The organism is Flavobacterium johnsoniae (assembly GCF_030388325.1).
GTDB classification, from domain to species: Bacteria; Bacteroidota; Bacteroidia; order Flavobacteriales; family Flavobacteriaceae; genus Flavobacterium; species Flavobacterium johnsoniae_C.
On sequence record NZ_CP103794.1, the window covers coordinates 403,277 to 422,929 of the forward strand.

Sequence of the window (19,653 nt, forward strand, 5' to 3'; positions counted from 1 at the left end):
ATCGGTTAATCGAAATAGCAAATAACTAATAAAACGCTGTAATTATTTTTCAAAAATAAGGAAATATAAAATGCTCTATTTGGTTTTCGGGATAAATTAATTACAAGAAAATAAAAAACCCGACAAGTTATAAAAACCTGTCGGGTTAGATATTTAAATTAGAACTAAAGATTACTTAGCAATCGTCAATTCGTCGATTATATTTTTCGCTCCAGCGTATTTGTCGATAATCCAAAGTACGTAACGAATATCAACATTGATTGTTCTTTGTAATTTAGAGTCAAAAATAACGTCTCCAGCCATAGCTTCGATATTTCCATCAAAAGCAATTCCGATTAATTCTCCTTTTCCGTTAATAACTGGAGAACCAGAATTTCCTCCTGTGATGTCATTATCAGTTAAAAAGTTTACTGGCATATATCCCGCTTTATCAGCATATTGTCCGAAATCTTTTTTCTTGTTCAATTCTAACAAACGAGCTGGCAAGTCAAATTCTTGATCTCCTGCTTTGTATTTTTTAACCATACTTTCCATTGTAGTATAGTTATTGATTTTAGCGTCATTACGAGGATCTGCAGGTAAAGCACGAACTTTTCCGTAAGTCAATCTCAAAGTAGAGTTTGCATCTGGATACTGAATTGCATTCAACTTTGACTCTCTTAAACCTTCAACCAATTTGCGGTAAGCTGTTGCAAAACCGTCATCAGCTTTTGCTTGATCTTCAGTTTTAGAACGGTATTTTGTCATCAAATCATTAGAAATAATATATAATGGATCGTGTGTAATTGCTACAGGTTTTGGATCTGCTAAAAATGCTACTATTTTTTCTTTAGATGTAAAGTAACTTTGTTCAGTTGCTTTTGCTATATCAGCCGTAAAGTCACCATTATTAGCTGTTTTCATTTTTGCAATTTCTGGAGCAAGTCCATATTCAGCAGCTTTTGAAGCGTATAAATTCAATTGAGCCGTTAAAACATCTTTTTCTAATGGAGCGTAAAATTCACCATAGATTGCCTCAACCATTGCATTGATTTTAGGAAGCATTTCTGCTTTCTTTGCATCATTTTCTTTGTAGTATGCAATTAAAGCATTTCCTAAACTAGCAGGTCCGCTTGCATAACTAGAAGTACGCAAAAGTTGTGTCAAATAATTATCGTGACGCGCTTTTAAGTTTGTTTCTCTGTAATAATCGTTGATAGTCGGAATTACATTCTCGTATTTTTCTTTATTTGCAGGTTTGCTTGCCCACTCATAAAATTTATCTTCTTGCGCTGCTTTAGTATCAACCGTTCCTGCTTTTGTTAAAGCATCAATCATACCTTGACGGTTTTTCCAGTAATTTGCAGTCGAAGCATATTTAGAAGCGTACTGTAAACGAACAGTTGCATCTTTATCCATATACTTTTTCATAACGTCCATTCCGGTTTTTGCACCTTCAACCCACGCAGGATAAGCATATTTAATATTTTGCTCGATTCCACCAGCTGGCATCCAACGGTTTGTTCTTCCTGGATATCCTAAAATCATTGCAAAATCATTTTCTTTTACACCTTTTAAACTAACTGGTAAATGATGTTTTGGTTTTAAAGGCACATTTTCTTTAGAATATGCAGCGGGATTTCCATCTTTATCAGCATAAACTCTAAACATAGAGAAATCTCCAGTTTGACGAGGCCATTCCCAGTTGTCAGTATCTCCACCAAATTTACCAACGCTTTCAGGAGGAGTTCCAACTAAACGAACGTCTGTGTAATCTTGGTAAACAAAATAGTAATATTCATTTCCTTGAAAGAAAGGGCGAACAGAAACTGTATACTTTCCGTTTTCGCTATTTTCTTTTTCGATCAAAGCAATTTCTTGCTGAATGATTTTATTTCTTTCAGTTTCTGTCATTGTATCATTTACTTTAGACAAAATTCTTTTAGAAACGTCATCCATACGTACGAAGAAACGAACAAATAAAGATTTAGGTTTCAGTTCTTCTGAACGGTTTTTTGCCCAAAAACCATTTTTTAAATGATTTTGTTCTGCAGTTGAAAGTTCTGCAATCGCACTGTATCCGCAGTGATGATTAGTCAATACCAATCCGCTGTTTGAAACGATTTCTGCTGTACATCCACCATTGAATTGTACAATCGCATCTTTTAAACTATGATTATTGATACTGTAAATTTCTTCGGCTGTCAATTGCAAGCCCATTTTTTCCATATCTCTATGGTTCAATCTTTCGATAAACATCAAAAACCACATTCCTTCATCGGCTCTCATTGGGAAAGCCATAAGGCACATGGTCAAGAATAAAATTACTTTTTTCATGTTATTTTGTTTAAGTGATGCGAATATAGCTCATATTTATAATTATTCCGCTCAAAACAAATTCAAAATTGCACATGTTTTTGCTTTTTTAGCCTTTTATTAAGAATTTAACATTGTTTTTAAAAAAGAAAGGCGTTCTAAAAAGAGAACACCTTTCTTTTTTAAAAGTTACTAAGTTTCTAAGAGTCTAAGTTTTTTTCTTTGAACTTAGTAGCTTAGAAACTTAGAACTTTATTCGTTAAGCATTTTCCAAAGTCTATCTTTCAAGTCAGTCAAGCCTTGTTGCGCAACTGACGAAATAAACATATATGGAACATCTTTGAAAGAAACATCTAGCTCTGCTTTCAATTCTGCTTTTAGTTCATCGTCAAGCATATCGCATTTTGAAATAACAACAAGACGTTCTTTGTCTAACATTTCTGGATTGTATTTCGTTAACTCATTAACTAAAATATCATATTCTCCTTTAATGTCTGGCGTATCAACAGGAACTAAAAATAATAATGTAGAATTACGCTCAATATGACGCAAGAAATAATGCCCTAAACCTTTTCCTTCTGCAGCACCTTCTATAATTCCAGGAATATCGGCAATTACAAAAGATTGAAAATCTCTATAAGCAACAATTCCTAAATTTGGTTTTAATGTTGTAAACGGATAATCTGCAATTTTTGGTTTCGCAGAGGTTAAAACAGACAATAAAGTAGATTTTCCAGCATTTGGGAAACCAACTAAACCAACATCTGCCAGAACTTTAAGTTCTAGAATAACATCCATTTCTATTCCAAGCAAACCTGGCTGTGCATAACGAGGCGTTTGATTTGTTGAACTTCTAAAATGCCAGTTCCCTAAACCTCCTTTTCCTCCTCTTGCCAGAATTTGTTTTTCTCCGTGTTCTGTAATCTCAAAAAGTGTTTCACCCGTTTCTTTGTCTTTTACAACAGTTCCTAGCGGCACTTCAATGATTTTATCTTCTCCGTCTGCACCTGTACTACGATCTCCACCACCGTCTCCACCGTGTCCAGCTTTAATGTGACGCGCAAACTTTAAGTGAAATAATGTCCAAAGCCCTTTATTCCCAACTAAATATACATGTCCTCCACGACCTCCGTCTCCTCCGTCTGGACCACCTTTTTCAATAAATTTCTCTCTATGTAAATGCGTAGATCCTTTTCCTCCTTTTCCGGAAGAAACATATATCTTAACGTAATCTACAAAATTCCCTTCTGTCATTTTCTTTGTTTATGTAAAGTTTCAGGTTTCAGGTTTCAAGTTTCAGGTTATTGCGCTACGCAAACCTGAAACCTGAAACTTTAAACTTGAAACAAATTCTCTTTACTCTTTAAGCGCTTTTACAAGTACTTTATCAATTTTTACGCCGTCCATATCGACAACTTCTAGTGTAAATTTCTGCCAGATTAATTTTTCACCCTCTTTTGGTATACGTGAAAGTTCCGTCATAATCATTCCACTTACGGTGTTTACTTCGTAATCGTTTGTCAATTCGTCTAACTCAAAATAAGTTAAGAAATCGTGTAACGAATAATGTCCATCAACCAGCCATGAACCGTCTTCTCTTTCGATAAGCTGAAATTCATCTTTATAGAATTCAGCAGCATCTCCAACTAAAGCTTCTAAAATATCATTCAAAGTAATCAAACCTTGAAAAACTCCATATTCATCTGAAACTAAAGCGTAGTGAACACCTGTTTTCTTGAAATTCTCTAAAGCTTTGTAAGCCGTAGTTTGTTCCATTAAATAAGGTGCGTCAGACATAATTGCTGATAAGTCGAAATTATCTTTTTCGATATTTGCGAAGATATTTTTAAGTGTTACTACTCCAACAATATCATCGTAATTATCATTGTAAACCGGATAAACTGCATGCAAATCTTGAACGACTAATTCTTTGATTTTTTCTTTATTTTCTTTTAATGGCAACATGTCAACAGACTTGCGGTGTGTCATTAAAGAATTTACTTTTCTATCTCCAATATGAAAAACACGCTCCACAATATCTTGTTCAATTTCTTGAACTTCTCCAACTTCTGTACCTTCTTTAATAATGGCTTTAATTTCTTCTTCAGTAACTTTTCCGTCGGCAGTTGGTTTTATCTGAAAAACATTCAGTAAAAAATCTGTCGATGAAGTTAATAACCAAATAAATGGCGCCGTAATAATTGAAATTACTTTCATTGGCATTGCAACCATTTTTGCAATTGCTTCTGGATAATTTAATCCGATTCGTTTTGGAAGTAATTCTCCCAAAACCAATGAGAAAAAAGTTAAAACTACAACCACAATTCCAACAGCAATTGAATGTGCGTAAGGTTTAAGAACTTCAAAACCTGCTACAAAAAGTTCAACATCTGCCGTGATTTTGTCACCAGAATAAATACCTGTTAAAATTCCGATTAAGGTAATTCCGATTTGTACTGTCGATAGAAATTTGTTTGGCGAATTGGCTAAATCGAGTGCTGTTTTTGCACTTTTATTTCCTTTTTTCGCAGCAGTTTCTAACCTGTTTTTACGGGCAGAAATCAATGCGATTTCAGACATGGAGAAAACTCCGTTTAAGAGAATTAGAAAAAATATAATTAGTATTTCCAATTGATAGGGGATTCGTTATAAAATAGTCTTGTTAAATGCAATTTGTACTCGTAATTTAATAATGGCTGTTAATTAAAAAAACTAATTTTTCTAACCCGAAAACATTCATTCTCAAAAAGCATCTGAAAAAGCTCGTTTTAAAGTTAGAAAAATAGTTTTTTTTAGCGAGTCCCGACGCTTCGGGAGTAACGTACAGCTGGAAAAAGCTTCTACAAATTATCTATAACTGACGTTAAGCGCTCTGTAATTTCTTCAATTGTTCCGATACCGTCTACGGCGTGAAACTTGTTTTGTTCTTTATAATATCCAATAAGAGGAGCTGTTTTCTCATTGTATTCTTGATATCTTACACGAATTTTTTCTTCGTCTTGATCGTCAGCTCTTCCGCTTGTTTTTCCTCTTTCTAATAAACGCGCTACCAAAATCTCATCGTCTGCTTCTAAAGCGATTGTAGCAGTTACGCTAGATCCGATTGTTGGCAAAAATTTATCTAAAGCCTCAGCTTGGTTGATTGTTCTTGGGTAACCGTCGAATAAAAATCCTGCTGTGTTTGGGTGTTTTTTTACCTCATCAATTAACATTGCAGTTGTTACTTCGCATGGAACTAATTCTCCATTGTCCATAAAAACTCTTGCTTTTTTTCCTAGTTCAGTATCATTTTTTAAATTAAAACGAAAAATATCTCCAGTTGAAAGGTGTGTTAAATTGTATTTTTCTTTTAAAAATTCTGCCTGAGTTCCTTTTCCTGCACCAGGCTTTCCAAATAAAACGATGTTAATCATAATTGAAATGAGTGTTGTTACTTCTGTCTTTCAGAAGTTTTAAAATGAATATTTAGTTGTGTTTTGTTATTCTGCTAATTTGTAAATCTCGGTTAAGTTTCTTCCTAATCCATCATAGTCTAAACCGTAACCTACAATAAATTTGTTCGGAATTCTAACTCCGATATAATCTATTTTTATGTCTTTTTTATATGCTTCTGGTTTAAAGAACAATGTTGCAATTTTAAAATGCTTTACATTTTGTGCTTTAAACAAATGCTTTAATTCTTCTATTGTATTCCCAGTATCGATAATATCTTCAATAATTATAACTGTTCTTCCAGTCAAATCCTGATTGATTCCTATTAATTCTTTAACGGTATTTGTCGTTTCAGTTCCTTCATACGATGCCATTTTTATAAATGAAACTTCGCATGGTTTTTTATATTTTTTTAGAAAATCTGACACGACCATAAAAGCGCCATTCAAAACTCCAATAAAAATGGGTGTATCATCTCCAAAATCATCCTCTACCTGAGCCACCATTTTAGTTAAAGCAAAATCAATTTCTTTAGCCGAAATAAACGGAACAAATTGTTTATCGTGAAGTTGTATCATTATTTTTAAATTTAAAATAATGGACAAAGATACAGAATTACAACTTAACTGCTTCTATCAAAATGGACTGTATCGCGATATTTTTTAAGAATGTTAAATATCAGTTAATAATTACAAATTACTTTTTGATGCTGTTTTTAATTTCAGTAAATTGTTGTTAAATAATTATTTAACTCCAAAAAACCAATGAAAAAATCCTTACCGCTATTTTCAGTAGCATTATTAGCATTAATGACTTCCTGTAATGGACAAGTAAAAAAAGAAGAAAAAGAAGCGCTGGCTAAACAACCTAGTAACGTTGTAAAAACAGCAATTGGAAAGATTACGCTTCCTCCGCCCTACGCAACCGAATCAAAAACAAAGAACAGCAAGGTTATAGGCTGGCCAGAAGGCAAAACACCAACAGCGCCAGAAGGTTTTACGGTTACAAAATTTGCAGACGGATTTGAGAATCCGCGTTGGAGTTATATAGGTCCAAACAATGATATTTTTGTTGTTGAAAGCGGAACTAGAACAAGCAAAAACCAAATTATAGTTTTGCGCGACAATGATAAAGACGGAAAATATGAAACTCGAGAAGTTTTTATTTCTGGTTTAAACAGACCTTTAGGAATGTTAATTCTAAAAGACTTTTTTTATATTGCCAATACTGACGGACTTTACCGTTATCCTTATAAAAACGCACCATTAAAATTAGAAACTAAAGGAACTAAAATTGTTGAACTTCCTGCTGGCGGATACAACAATCACTGGACAAGAAGTTTGCTCGCTAATCCTGACGGAACAAAAATTTATATTGGTGTTGGTTCAGGAAGTAATGTTGGAGAAAACGGAATGGATAAAGAAATTCGCCGTGCCGCAATCTTAGAAATTAATCCTGATGGAACCGGCGAAAAAATCTATGCCGAAGGTCTTAGAAATCCAATGGGAATGGATTGGAATCCTGCTAACAAAAAAGAACTTTGGACTGCGGTAAATGAAAGAGATGAACTTGGTGACGACTTAGTTCCAGATTATATTACAAGTGTAAAAAGAGGCGGTTTTTATGGATGGCCTTATTCGTATTTCGGAAGTATTCCTGATCCAAGATGGAAAGGGAAAGGAGAACAAAAAGATTTAGTAGAAAAAGCAATTGTTCCTGATGTTCCAGTTGGTGCTCACACTGCTTCTTTGGGATTAGCTTTTTATACAAAAGATGCTTTTCCGGCAAAATACAAAAACGGCGCTTTTGTAGGCCAGCATGGTTCTTGGAATCGTTCTAAAATTTCGGGTTATAAAGTGTTGTTCGTTCCTTTTAAAGATGGAAAACCTTCAGGAAAACCAGAAGATTTTTTAACTGGTTTTATTTCCGACAATGATAAAGCTGAAGTTTACGGACGTCCAGTTGCGGTTACTGTTATGAATGATGGATCGCTTTTGGTAAATGATGATAGCGGAAATACGATTTGGAAAGTGACTGCAAAATAAATCGTTAAGATTAAGTTTTTTCCAACCACAAATTTTCGCAAATTAATTTGTGTGAATTTGCGCAATTTGCGGTTTAAAAAATATTTTCAAAATAAATATTTTAAACACATAGAGACATAGTCCCGAAGTTTCGGGATTGTTTAAAAAGAAGTTATTAGAGAATTCGAAACGCCTTTTTTGCCTCAATCAATGCTATGTTTCTATGTGTTAAAATAAAACCGCATTTTAATCAGCTCATTTTATGATTTTAAAAAAATGTTTTCTTCTTCTTTTAATTCTTTTTGTTTCTCAAAACATTTCAGCACAAGAAAATATTGATACTACAAAAACTCAAAAACTAAATGAAGTTTTAATTAGTCCGCTTCACATAAATCGTGATTTGCAAAACAGTCCCGCTTCGATTGGCATTTTATCCGAAAAAGAATTGCTTCGAAATAATACTACAGATATTAACAATGTCATTAATGCGATTCCGGGTGTTTTTATGCAATCTTCAAATATCACAACAACTCGAATTTCAATTCGCGGAATTGGCGCGAGAACTCCATACGGAACCAATAAAATTAGAGCTTTTTACGGAAGCATTCCGTTGACTTCTGGAAACAGCGAAACTGTTATTGACGATATTGATCTTCAAAACATCAATCAAATTGAAATTATAAAAGGACCGCTTTCGAGTGTTTACGGCGCAGGTTTGGGCGGCGCAATTTTGATTTCTCCTCAAACTTTAAAAAAAGGAAATTATAAAGCCGAAGTAAGTTCTGTTTTTGGTTCTTACGGATTATTGAAAAATAGAATTTCTTTTGATTTGAATGAAAAAGAATCTTCTTTAAGTCTGAGTTATCATAATTTAAAAACCGATGGTTGGCGCCAAAACAGCGCTTATAATCGGGAAGGAATTACGCTTGGCGGAGAATTATTTAGAAATAGAAATAGCAAACTGACGTATTTTTCGAATTATACTTATCTGAAAGCTTATATTCCGAGTTCGATTAATAAAACAACTTTCGAAAATAATCCGAAGGCGGGCGCACCGACTTGGGTTGCCGCAAAAGGTTTTAAAGAATACAAATCGACTTTGGGCGGATTGGCTTATGATTTTTCAATTAATGAAAATTTAAAAAATTCAACTTCTGTTTTCATCAATTATAAAGACAGCAACGAACCGCGTCCGTTTGATATTTTGCGTCAATATACTTTTGCTTCGGGCGTACGAACTCAGTTTTCGGGAGATTTTAATATCGGAAAAATCAAAAATCAATTTATTGCTGGATTGGAATATTTCAGAGATAATTACAGCGGAAATACTTTTCAAAATCTCTATCAGCAAAATAATGAAAACGGAAGTCTGCAAGGCGATCAACTTTCGGCAACCGATCAAAAAAGAGATTTTTACAATATTTTTTCTCAAATCAGAACTTTGCTTTCTGAACATTTTGAGATTCAGGCGGGTTTAAATTACAACAAAACCAAATTTGAATTGCAGAATGATTTTCCCGCTTCCGCGAATAATCAAAAGGAAAAATATAGTTATGACGGGATTTTTTCACCTCAACTTTCATTCTTATTCAAACCAAATGAAGTGCAAACTTTTTACTTTTCTGCCAGCCGAGGATTTTCTCTTCCCGCAACCGAAGAAACTTTAACTTCAACAGGAAATATTAATCAGAACATTAAACCAGAAACAGGTTATAATTTTGAATTGGGTGGAAAATTGCATTTTTTCAATAAAAAACTTTACACTCAAATTGCCATTTATAGAATGGAAATAAAAGATTTATTAGTTGCCAAAAGAATCGGCGACGATCAATACGAAGGTGTAAATGCTGGAAAAACTTTTCATGAAGGAATCGAAATTTCCTTAAATCATAATTGGCCAATAAATAAGATTTTCAATTTAAACTCCTATATCGGAGCTTCAATCGGAAACTATGAATTTAAAGAATTTGTAGACAACGGAAATGATTTTTCTGGAAACAAATTAACGGGAGTTCCTGCCAATACTGCAAGCGCAGGTTTTACTTTAAATACAACTTCTGGATTTTATTTTAGTGCCGATTTTCAGTTTACAGATAAAATTCCGATGAACGATTCTAATGCAAATTTTTCCGATTCTTATTCTTTATTAAATTTAAAAACGGGTTATCAATTTGAAATTTTTTCAGGTTTAACAACACATTTAGATGCGGGAATTAATAATGTTATGAACGAAAAATACGCTTCGATGATTTTAACTAATGCAACTGGCGTAGGAAATGCACAACCAAGATTTTATTATCCAGGATTACCTATAAACTTTTACGGAATTATCTCATTAAATTACGTATTTTAGCTAAGTATTTAAATACTTGGAAGAAGATGCTGTCTGAATTACAAAAAAAACTGGATTATGTAAATGCTTATAGAGAAAATCGTCTCAAAGCTGCGCAGGATGTTTTAGAAAATCCTTCACTTTTTAGCGAATTGGTTTCAATTTGTTTTTCGCCCGAAGATAAAAATAATCATAAAGCTTGCTGGATTTTAGAATTTGTTTCTTACGAAGAATTACATTGGCTTCAACCTCATCTTGATTTTTTCTGTTCGAATTTGAAAATATTAAAAGATGAAAGTTCGCTTCGGCCAATTGCAAAAGTTACTCAGCTTTTGGTAAAATCACATTATAAGAAAAACGAAAACGGAATTCAACTTTCGGAAGAAAATCTTCAAGATTGCATCGAAGCTTCTTTTGATTGGCTAATTAATGACACCAAAGTTGCCACAAAAGCGTATTCTATAAGAACTTTATATATTCTAGGAAATTATTACGACTGGATTCATCCCGAACTCAAAATCATAATCGATAAAGATTTCGCAGATCATTCTGCTGCCTATAAAGCCGTTGCCAAAGAAGTTTTGAAGAAAATAAAATAGTTTAAGTTGCCACGACCCGAGCGATAGCGAACAGGCGAAGCAATTACACTAATTTGCACGAATTTTTCTTTAACTCGATTTTTAAATTAATTAGTGAAAATTGTTGTAATTCGTGGCAAACAAAAAAAATCCTTTTTAATCCTTTTAATCTGTGGCAGAAAAACTAAATTTTGGCTAAAAAAAGATTAAAAAGTATCTTTGCAAAAACACAACACAAAATGAATTATTTTTCTTCTGATTTTAAATTAGGAATATTAGGCGGCGGGCAGTTAGGTAAAATGCTTTTGTTCGACACCAGAAAATTTGACATACAAACTTACGTTCTAGATCCAAGCGACGAAGCGCCGAGTAAAATTGCCTGCAATAAATTCTTCCAAGGTGATTTAATGGATTATGAAACCGTTTATAACTTTGGAAAACAAGTCGATGTTCTAACTTTTGAAATCGAATTGGTAAATCTTGAAGCTTTAACACAATTAGAAAACGAAGGTGTAAAAGTTTATCCGTCTCCAAAAACCTTAAAAGGAATTCAGAATAAAGGAACTCAAAAAGATTTTTATACCGAAAGCAATATCCCAACGGCATCATATTTACGATTTGAAAGTCCGGCGCATTTGCAGAAATCAGTTGGAAATAACGAAATCACAATTCCATTTGTTTGGAAATGCACCGAGTTTGGTTACGACGGAAATGGCGTAAAAGTTATTCGTCAGATTTCTGATATGGACGATTTGCCAAATGTAGAATGTATTGCAGAAACGATGGTTCCGTTCAAAAATGAATTGGCGGTAATTGTAGTAAGAAATCCATCGGGAGAAATTAAAACATATCCGGTTGTAGAAATGGAATTTCATCCAGAAGCAAACCAAGTTGAATACGTAATCTGCCCGGCAAGAATCGACGAAAAAGTAGCCGAAAAAGCCAGAGCAATTGCTTTGAACGTTTCTGAAAAATTCAATCACGTTGGACTTTTGGCTGTTGAAATGTTCCAAACCAATGAAGATGAAATTTTGGTAAACGAAGTTGCTCCTCGCCCACACAATTCAGGCCATTATTCTATTGAAGCAAGTTATACTTCACAATTCGAAAATCATTTACGTGCAATTTTAGATCTTCCTTTAGGAAACACAGACAGTAAAGTTGCCGGAATTATGGTAAATTTAGTTGGCGCTGAAGGTCATTCTGGAAATGTTGTTTATGAAAACATCGAAACCATTTTAGGCTGGGACGGCGTTACTCCCCATATTTACGGCAAAAAACAAACGCGTCCATTCAGAAAAATGGGTCACGTAACAATCGTAAATGAAAATATGCAAGAAGCGAGACGAATTGCTGAGGAAGTTAAGAATACTATTAAAGTGATTAGTGGTCAGTAATTTTTAGTGGTCAGTCGCAATTCACAGTATAAAATCACAATCGTTTTTTAATTAGCTTTGTAAAAATTCAATAAATGAAAATTTCAAAATTACATATCGATCAGTTTAGACATTTAGAAAATCTAGAATTTGATTTTACTTATCAAAGTGGTGAACGAAAAGGTGAATCTTTGGATAAAATATGTTTTATTGGACAAAGTGCTACTGGGAAGACTGGTTTATTACAACTGATTTATGATCATTCTATTAATCTTTTAAATTTAGAACTCATAAACGGTCAAATTTTCAGATTAAAAGATAATCTAAATAAAAGCGAAGTTACATTCTTACTGGGAAATGAGGTTTTTCATTTAAAAAACAATGAAGTTACTTTCAGAAACCAGAACTATCGACATGATTTCAATAGCGGCGGACTAGTAACCACTTTAATTCCAGAACAATACAGAAAAGATATTTTTTACTTTAAAGCGAATTTAGTGTCTGATCAAAACATAAATTTTCTTTCAACTAATCCAATCGAATTAATAGAAAAACATAGTAAAGAACTTCAAAATATTAAGCAAGAATTTCATAACAAAGATGACAATTTTTTAATGAACGAAAATTATGGTCTTTTATTTAATGGTGATGTTGATACTAAAATCTGGCTTAATTTATTAGTAGATTATCTTAATTATCGAAAAAACTTTACTCAAAAAATGTCTGAATTAATCCACCAAGGTTTTATTAAAGACATAAATAAATTAAGCTCTGAATTTAACAAATGGCAAAAACATAATCCAAATAGACTAGAATCATTTGCAAAAGAATTCAATTATATTTTAGAACGTTTAAATTTAGAGGTTGATCTGGTAAATACAGAATATTCAGTACCAATAAAAAAGAAGGGAAGAGAAGAAATCATTCCGTTTCAAGATACAAGTACTGGAACAAAACAACTTTTACTGACATCTTTACCATTATATTCACTAGATACTAAAGATTCAATAATTTTAATCGATGAACCTGAACGTTCATTATATCCAAACATTCAGATGGAAGTAATGGATTATTATAAAAAACTTGCTCCCGAAGCACAATTTATTGTCGCAACCCACTCTCCATTTGTTGCCGCCTCATTTGAACCTGACGAACGATTTATTTTATATTTTGATAACGAAGGAAAAGTTGCTGTTCGAAGAGGAAGTTCGCCAATTGGAGACGATCCAAATGATATGCTTTACAATGATTTTGGCATTAATTACATAAACAAATACGGTCAAGAAAAATATCAAGAATATTTAGATTTAAAACAAAAAATTTACTTCGAAAAAGATCCAAAAAAGAAAGAAGAAATTTCAGAACAGTTAGAAAAATTAGGTGATGAATACAATTTCTAAACATGAGAAGAGTTTTTAAAAATCCAAATTCAGAGATTGTCGTTCAAAAAATAGTTTATAAAAAAGGTAGCAATAAAAAATTATCGTCAATTCTTCTAAAAGAACAAAAAAGCTTTTGTGCCTATACAGAAGAATATATTGGATTTAACGATGCTGTCGATATAGAACATTTTAATCCAAATTTAAAATATCTAGAAACGGATTCCTATGAAAACTGGTTTATGGTAAAACATAAACCTAACAATCTTAAAACTACCAATTGGATCGAACCAATTCTTTATCCGATTGATGAAAATTTTGAAAACAGATTAATATATAATAATGGTTATTTTCTTCATAACCCCGAAGATATTGAAGCTAAAAACTTAATAGATCTTTTGAATTTGAATGATGAAATTTTTGTAAAAAACAGAAAAAGATTCATTCAAAGAAGAAAAGAAAGAATCGCTGAAAAAGGAATTACTCCTTTTGATTATTTTACTGAGAAAATAGAAAACGAAATAGATTCCTTAAAATATCTAAGAGCAATTCAAGAAGAATTCAAAATTGATATTTGGAATATGATTCCAGAAATGTAATAATTATAAAAAATGGTTTCAAATACAAGTTTACAGTTTCCAACAACTTGAAACTTTAAACCTGAAACAAAACAAAAAAAAAAACTCATGAGCAAAGTAGCTATTATAATGGGAAGCATCTCAGACATGCCAGTTATGCAGGATGCAATCGACATATTAAAACAATTTAATGTAGAAGTTGAAGTAGATATTGTTTCGGCACACAGAACACCGGAAAAATTATTCGATTTCAGTAAAAATGCACACAATCGCGGGATTTCGGTAATTATTGCCGGTGCGGGCGGTGCGGCACATTTACCTGGAATGGTGGCTTCAATGTCTCCGCTTCCTGTAATTGGAGTTCCTGTAAAATCAAGCAATTCTATTGATGGATGGGATTCTGTTTTATCGATTCTGCAAATGCCAGGCGGAGTTCCTGTTGCAACTGTAGCTTTAAACGGAGCAAAAAATGCCGGAATTCTAGCAGCACAAATCATCGGAAGCCATGATAAAAAAGTTTTAGATACTATTATTTCTTATAAAGAAGAATTGAAAGCTGCGGTTAATAAAGCGGCTGAAAGCCTTAAATAGTTTTCAAGTCACAGTCACAGTTTTCAGTCGCATTATAGACTGAAAACTGTGACTGAAAACTGAAAACAAAAAAAACAACTCTTAAGTCTCGGTTGACACTGAAAAACTGAGACTGAAAACTAAAAAACATGAGCGTATTAACCCAATATTTCAACACCAAACATAACACAGCGCCTTTTTCGCAAATTAAAATCGAAGATTATGTTCCTGCTTTCAACGAAGGAATTGCTTTGGCTAAAGCTGAAATTGATGCAATCGTAAATAATCCCGATGCGCCGACTTTTGAAAATACCATTGTTGCAATGGATTTTTCAGGCGATATTTTAGATCGTCTTTCGAGTATTTTCTTCAATTTGAATTCGGCCGAAACAAATGACGAAATGCAGAAAATTGCGCAGGAAGTTTCTCCTTTGCTTTCAGAATTTGGAAACGATATTCGTTTAAATGCTGATTTATTTGCAAAAGTAAAAGCCGTTTACGATCAAAAAGAAAGTTTAAATCTGAATCCCGAACAAACGACTTTATTAGATAAAAAATACAAAAGCTTTTCCAGAAACGGAGCCAATCTTCCAGAAGAGAAGAAAAACCAATTAAGAGAAATCGACAAAGAATTATCGAAATTGAGTTTACAGTTTGGCGAAAATGTTTTGGCAGAAACGAATAATTTTGAATTGCATTTAACTGATCAAAAGGATTTATCAGGTTTACCAGAAGGCACAATCGAAGCGGCAAGATTATTAGCTAAAAACCAGGAAAAAGAAGGATGGATTTTTACTTTAGATCATCCAAGTTATGTTCCGTTTTTAACTTATGCTGACAATCGTGAACTGCGTAAAAAAATGGCAATTACATTTGGTGCAAAAGCATTTCAGAATAACGAATTCGACAATCAGGAGAATGTTTTAAAAATTGCTAAACTTCGTTTTGAAAGAGCTAATTTATTAGGATATAAAACGCACGCACATTTTGTTTTGGAAGAAAGAATGGCTGAAAGTCCAGAGAAAGTTTTTTCATTCTTGAATGATTTATTAGCTAAAGCAAAACCAGCTGCTCAAAAAGAATTTGCTGAATTAACTGCTTTCGCAAAAGAATTAGACGGAATCGAACAACTTGAAAAATGGGACGGCGCTTATTATTCTGAAAAATTGAAACAACAGCTTTTTAATTTAGACGATGAAAAACTGAAACCTTATTTTCAATTAGAAAAAGTTTTAGACGGTGCATTTACAGTTGCCAAAAAATTATACGGTTTAACTTTTACGGAAGTTTTTGATATCGATAAATATCACGAAGAAGTTACAACTTATGAAGTAAAAGACGCTGAAAACAATTTGGTTTCTATTTTCTACGCTGATTTCTTCCCAAGAAAAGGAAAAAGAAACGGCGCGTGGATGACTTCATTTAAATCACAATATGTAAAAGATGGCGTAAACGAAAGACCACATATTTCTAACGTTTGTAATTTTACAAAACCAACAGAAACAAAACCATCTTTATTGACGTTTAATGAAGTAACGACTTTATTCCACGAATTCGGACACGGTTTACACGGAATGCTTGCCAATACAGTTTACCCAAGTTTATCTGGAACGTCTGTTTATTGGGATTTTGTAGAATTACCGAGTCAGATTATGGAAAATTGGTGTTACGAGCCAGAAGCTTTGGCTTTGTTTGCAAATCATTACGAAACGGGAGAAATCATTCCGATTGAATATGTGCAGAAAATTAAAGAAAGTGCAAGTTTCCAGGAAGGTTTGGCAACATTGCGCCAGTTAAGTTTCGGATTATTAGATATGGCTTGGCACGGACAAGATCCAACTTCTATTACAGACTTAAAAGCTTTTGAAACGGAACAATTTGCCAACACACAATTGTATCCAGATGTAAAAGAAAATGCAATGAGTACTGCTTTTTCTCATATTTTTCAAGGTGGATATTCTTCTGGATATTACAGCTACAAATGGGCAGAAGTTCTAGATGCTGATGCTTTTGAATATTTTCAGGAAAATGGAATTTTCAATGAAGAAATAGCGAAGAAATTCAAAGACAATGTTCTTTCAAAAGGAGGAACAGAACATCCAATGACTTTGTACAAACGTTTTAGAGGTCAAGAACCAAAACCTGAAGCTTTGTTGAAAAGAGCAGGACTTCTATAATTGCAGATTTCTGATTTTAGATTGTAGATTTTTGATCTCAATCATTAATAAATTTTAGATTAAACCGAAGCCGAAACGCTTCGGTTTTTTATTTGATTTTACTTTAGTTATCTTCGTATTTTTAAATCATAATCTTACAAATACAAGCCGTGAAAAAATATTTTAAAATAGCCCTTTATCTTGCAATTATTGGATTAATTGCTGTCGTTTCAGTAAATTACTATGTAAAATCTTCTACTAAGAAATACATTCATTATTCAATTAAAAAATTCCCTAAAAATGATGTCGGAATTATTTTTGGAGCTGGAATTAACGGAGATCAGCCAAGTAAATATTTGAAAGATCGTCTGGATGCGGGAATTATGCTTTGGAAGGCAAAACGAATCAATAAAATTTTACTTTCTGGAGATAACGGCCGCGAAGAATATGATGAATTAACTGTTATGAAAAACTATTGTTTTAATCATGGAGTTGACACTACCAAAATTTTTATTGACTATGCAGGTTTCGATACGTATTCAACAATGTATCGTGCGAAGCATATTTTTAAGATTAAAAAAGCAACATTAATTTCTCAGGAATATCATTTAAACCGCGCGATTTACATCGGACAAAAACTCGGAATTAAATCAGCTGGATATTCTGCAAACAAGGGAGAATATCTAGGTTATAAATATGTAACGTTTAGAGAATATGGTTCTGTTTTTAAATCCTTTTTTGATGTTTTGAGAAATCGTGAACCTCATTTTTTAGGCGAAGAAATTAATATTAACGGAGAATCTAATTATTCTAAAGAAGATAAACGATAAAAAATATCAAATAGATATATCGCTCCGCTGGAGCTTTTTTATATTGAAAACCATGTTTCCTATAAATATTTTGCTCCGCGGAGCATTAAAAAAATGGACTGCTTCAAAATTGAGTCAGTCCATTTTTAAGTTTTAAAATAAATTCTTTATTCTAGCATCTATTTTCTTTTCTCTTGATTCTTGATTCTATTTCTCTACTCTTTCTCCAAAACCCTTTTCGCCAATTTCCCCACAGTAAGTCCTTGCACAACAATTGAAAACAACACCACTATATAAGTTACTTCAAGCAAAAGGTTTTTGTATTCTCCTTCTGGCATAGAAAGTACCAAAGCAATAGAAACTCCACCGCGAATTCCTCCCCAAACCAAAACCATCAAAGAGCCTTTATTGTAAGCAGATCTTATTCCGAAGAACTTAAAAATGTCGAAGAATTTCCAAGGTAAAACGATCGAAGTGAGTCTTGAAAAAAGGACGATAAAAATAGCAACAAAACCTGTTAGTAGTTGTTTGTTCAAATCTGGAAGCAACAATAATTCGAAACCAATAAAAAGGAATAAAACTGCATTTAGGATTTCGTCTATAAGTTCCCAAAACTTACCTAGATAATCTTTTGTTACTTCGCTCATAGCAACTTTTTTACCATAATTTCCAATAATTAATCCAGCAACAACCATTGCCAGCGGACTAGAAACGTGCAGACTTTGAGCAATCAAAAATCCTCCCGTTACGATAGAAAGTGTTATTAAAACCGAAACCTTATAATCGTCAATTTTCTTCATTACATTCGATGCTGTAAATCCGAAAACAGCTCCTAATAAAAGTCCGCCAATTCCTTCTTTAGCAAAAAGCCAAGCGATAGAACCAAAACTCATATCAAATGTTGGATCGGTTGCCAATTTTAAAACAACAGCAAACATTACTACCGCTACTCCATCATTAAATAAAGATTCTCCAACAATTTTGGTTTCGATTCTTTTAGGAACTTTAGCTTCTTTTAGAACTCCTAAAACCACAATTGGATCAGTTGGTGAAATTAAGGTTCCAAATACCAAACAAAATACATAAGGGATTTTTATTCCTAAAAATGGTGCGATATAATAAAGTAACATCGAAATGATTAAAGCCGATAACACAACACTTACCGTCGAATAAATCATTATAGGAACTTTTTGTTCTTTAAGATCCGAAATGTTTACGTGTAATGCTCCTGCGAATAAAAGGAAATTCAACATTGCTCCCATTAGGATTTCGTTGAAGTCAAATTGCTTTATTAAATCAAAAAAATGTTTGGTGGTTGCAGGGAAATAAGAATCTCCTAAAAGGCGAATTCCGACAGAAACTAACATCGCAATAATCATAATTCCGATTGTTCCGGGAAGTTTTAAAAATCTTAAATTTAAATAGGCGAAGAAAGAAGCCAATACGATAAGTATTGAAAAGGTGTAGTATAATTCCATAAATGTGATTTTTACAAAAATAGCTGTATCATCAGTTAATCAAAAATTTCAAGGTTTGAATTAACATAACTTTATAATTCGTTAAATAACTTTCAATTATTTTTGAAAGTTTAAAAACTTTTGTTTACATTTGAACTATGGAATTCAAAGAAGCAAAAAATAAGTTCGTGCAAACTTGGGGAGCATTAGGTTCTCAATGGGGAATTAATAAAACGATGGCGCAGATCCACGCTTTATTAATGGTTTCGAACGAACCTGTTTCTATGGAAGATATTATGGAAGAATTGCAAATTTCGAGAGGAAATGCAAGTATGAATCTTAGAGGTTTGATGGATTGGGGAATTGTCTATAAAGAATATAAAGCGGGAGAAAGAAAAGAATTTTTCACGGCAGAAAAAGATTTAGACGAATTAGCAGTTAAAATTTCGAGAGAAAGAAGTAAAAGAGAAATTAAACCAACGCTAAAAATCTTAAAAGAAGTTTCGACTATTGAAGCAAAAGATTCAGCAGAAGAAAAACACTTTGTTGATCAAACTACTAAATTGTATGATTTCGTTTTAAAAGCTGATAATATGTTAGACAAAATAACAGAGTTTAATGATAACTGGCTTGGAAAATTGTTCATAAAAATGATGAAGTAAATCTT

The 19,653-nt window shown here is 32.9% G+C and carries 16 protein-coding genes; 10 read left to right on the plus strand and 6 right to left on the minus strand.

The window, feature by feature from the left end; all coding sequences use genetic code 11:
* Positions 1-171: 171 nt before the first annotated feature.
* From NYQ10_RS01970 to hpt, 5 genes are all read right to left on the minus strand, one after another.
* A complete protein-coding gene (locus NYQ10_RS01970) occupies positions 172-2,316 on the minus strand; it encodes a S46 family peptidase (protein ID WP_289878673.1) in 2,145 nt (714 codons plus the stop codon).
* Positions 2,317-2,547: 231 nt separating this feature from the next.
* Complete coding sequence (gene obgE, locus NYQ10_RS01975) at positions 2,548-3,549, minus strand: GTPase ObgE (protein WP_289878674.1); 1,002 nt, start codon at positions 3,547-3,549, stop codon at positions 2,548-2,550.
* Between the two features lie 102 nt (positions 3,550-3,651).
* A complete protein-coding gene (locus NYQ10_RS01980) occupies positions 3,652-4,926 on the minus strand; it encodes a hemolysin family protein (protein WP_436836302.1) in 1,275 nt (424 codons plus the stop codon).
* Between the two features lie 209 nt (positions 4,927-5,135).
* Positions 5,136-5,708: an adenylate kinase gene (locus NYQ10_RS01985; RefSeq protein WP_289878676.1), complete on the minus strand. Its 573-nt coding sequence runs from the start codon at positions 5,706-5,708 to the stop codon at positions 5,136-5,138.
* Positions 5,709-5,774: 66 nt separating this feature from the next.
* Positions 5,775-6,305: a hypoxanthine phosphoribosyltransferase gene (hpt, locus tag NYQ10_RS01990; RefSeq protein WP_289878677.1), complete on the minus strand. Its 531-nt coding sequence runs from the start codon at positions 6,303-6,305 to the stop codon at positions 5,775-5,777.
* Positions 6,306-6,491: 186 nt separating this feature from the next.
* Between hpt and NYQ10_RS01995 the strand changes: the two genes are divergently transcribed.
* From NYQ10_RS01995 to NYQ10_RS02035, 9 genes are all read left to right on the plus strand, one after another.
* Positions 6,492-7,772, plus strand: coding sequence for a PQQ-dependent sugar dehydrogenase (locus NYQ10_RS01995; protein WP_289878678.1), 1,281 nt, complete (start codon positions 6,492-6,494; stop codon positions 7,770-7,772).
* A 241-nt stretch (positions 7,773-8,013) separates the two neighbouring features.
* Complete coding sequence (locus tag NYQ10_RS02000; protein WP_289878679.1) at positions 8,014-10,104, plus strand: TonB-dependent receptor; 2,091 nt, start codon at positions 8,014-8,016, stop codon at positions 10,102-10,104.
* A 26-nt stretch (positions 10,105-10,130) separates the two neighbouring features.
* Positions 10,131-10,682, plus strand: coding sequence for a hypothetical protein (locus NYQ10_RS02005; RefSeq protein ID WP_289878680.1), 552 nt, complete (start codon positions 10,131-10,133; stop codon positions 10,680-10,682).
* A gap of 218 nt (positions 10,683-10,900) precedes the next feature.
* On the plus strand, positions 10,901-12,058 hold the full coding sequence (locus NYQ10_RS02010) for a 5-(carboxyamino)imidazole ribonucleotide synthase (RefSeq protein ID WP_289878681.1): 1,158 nt from the start codon (positions 10,901-10,903) through the stop codon (positions 12,056-12,058).
* 74 nt (positions 12,059-12,132) lie between these two features.
* A complete protein-coding gene (locus NYQ10_RS02015; RefSeq protein WP_289878682.1) occupies positions 12,133-13,437 on the plus strand; it encodes an AAA family ATPase in 1,305 nt (434 codons plus the stop codon).
* A gap of 2 nt (positions 13,438-13,439) precedes the next feature.
* Positions 13,440-14,015 (plus strand): hypothetical protein, encoded by a 576-nt coding sequence (locus NYQ10_RS02020; protein WP_289878683.1) that lies wholly within the window; start codon positions 13,440-13,442, stop codon positions 14,013-14,015.
* 87 nt (positions 14,016-14,102) lie between these two features.
* Positions 14,103-14,585, plus strand: coding sequence for a 5-(carboxyamino)imidazole ribonucleotide mutase (purE, locus tag NYQ10_RS02025; RefSeq protein ID WP_008464237.1), 483 nt, complete (start codon positions 14,103-14,105; stop codon positions 14,583-14,585).
* 128 nt (positions 14,586-14,713) lie between these two features.
* Positions 14,714-16,741: a M3 family metallopeptidase gene (locus NYQ10_RS02030; protein ID WP_289878684.1), complete on the plus strand. Its 2,028-nt coding sequence runs from the start codon at positions 14,714-14,716 to the stop codon at positions 16,739-16,741.
* Positions 16,742-16,890: 149 nt separating this feature from the next.
* The gene (locus tag NYQ10_RS02035; protein ID WP_289878685.1) at positions 16,891-17,550 is read left to right on the plus strand and encodes a SanA/YdcF family protein; all 660 of its coding nucleotides are present in this window, start codon (positions 16,891-16,893) and stop codon (positions 17,548-17,550) included.
* Between the two features lie 194 nt (positions 17,551-17,744).
* On the opposite strand, the gene NYQ10_RS02040 is transcribed toward NYQ10_RS02035, so the two are convergent.
* Positions 17,745-19,007 carry a cation:proton antiporter gene (locus NYQ10_RS02040; protein WP_289878686.1) on the minus strand — a complete coding sequence of 421 codons (1,263 nt, stop codon included), beginning with the start codon at positions 19,005-19,007 and terminating at the stop codon, positions 17,745-17,747.
* A 137-nt stretch (positions 19,008-19,144) separates the two neighbouring features.
* Here NYQ10_RS02040 and NYQ10_RS02045 point away from each other — a divergent pair, with 137 nt between their 5' ends.
* Positions 19,145-19,648, plus strand: coding sequence for a GbsR/MarR family transcriptional regulator (locus NYQ10_RS02045; protein WP_289878687.1), 504 nt, complete (start codon positions 19,145-19,147; stop codon positions 19,646-19,648).
* Positions 19,649-19,653: the final 5 nt, after the last annotated feature.

Coding starts and splice junctions, on each gene's coding strand:
- hpt (WP_289878677.1), bottom strand. CDS start 6,305: ATGATACAACTTCACGATAAACAATTTGTTCCGTTTATTTCGGCTAAA.
- NYQ10_RS02010 (WP_289878681.1), top strand. CDS start 10,901: ATGAATTATTTTTCTTCTGATTTTAAATTAGGAATATTAGGCGGCGGG.
- NYQ10_RS02030 (WP_289878684.1), top strand. CDS start 14,714: ATGAGCGTATTAACCCAATATTTCAACACCAAACATAACACAGCGCCT.
- NYQ10_RS01995 (WP_289878678.1), top strand. CDS start 6,492: ATGAAAAAATCCTTACCGCTATTTTCAGTAGCATTATTAGCATTAATG.
- NYQ10_RS02015 (WP_289878682.1), top strand. CDS start 12,133: ATGAAAATTTCAAAATTACATATCGATCAGTTTAGACATTTAGAAAAT.
- NYQ10_RS02000 (WP_289878679.1), top strand. CDS start 8,014: ATGATTTTAAAAAAATGTTTTCTTCTTCTTTTAATTCTTTTTGTTTCT.
- obgE (WP_289878674.1), bottom strand. CDS start 3,549: ATGACAGAAGGGAATTTTGTAGATTACGTTAAGATATATGTTTCTTCC.
- NYQ10_RS02045 (WP_289878687.1), top strand. CDS start 19,145: ATGGAATTCAAAGAAGCAAAAAATAAGTTCGTGCAAACTTGGGGAGCA.
- NYQ10_RS02020 (WP_289878683.1), top strand. CDS start 13,440: ATGAGAAGAGTTTTTAAAAATCCAAATTCAGAGATTGTCGTTCAAAAA.
- NYQ10_RS02040 (WP_289878686.1), bottom strand. CDS start 19,007: ATGGAATTATACTACACCTTTTCAATACTTATCGTATTGGCTTCTTTC.
- NYQ10_RS01985 (WP_289878676.1), bottom strand. CDS start 5,708: ATGATTAACATCGTTTTATTTGGAAAGCCTGGTGCAGGAAAAGGAACT.
- NYQ10_RS02005 (WP_289878680.1), top strand. CDS start 10,131: ATGCTGTCTGAATTACAAAAAAAACTGGATTATGTAAATGCTTATAGA.
- purE (WP_008464237.1), top strand. CDS start 14,103: ATGAGCAAAGTAGCTATTATAATGGGAAGCATCTCAGACATGCCAGTT.
- NYQ10_RS01970 (WP_289878673.1), bottom strand. CDS start 2,316: ATGAAAAAAGTAATTTTATTCTTGACCATGTGCCTTATGGCTTTCCCA.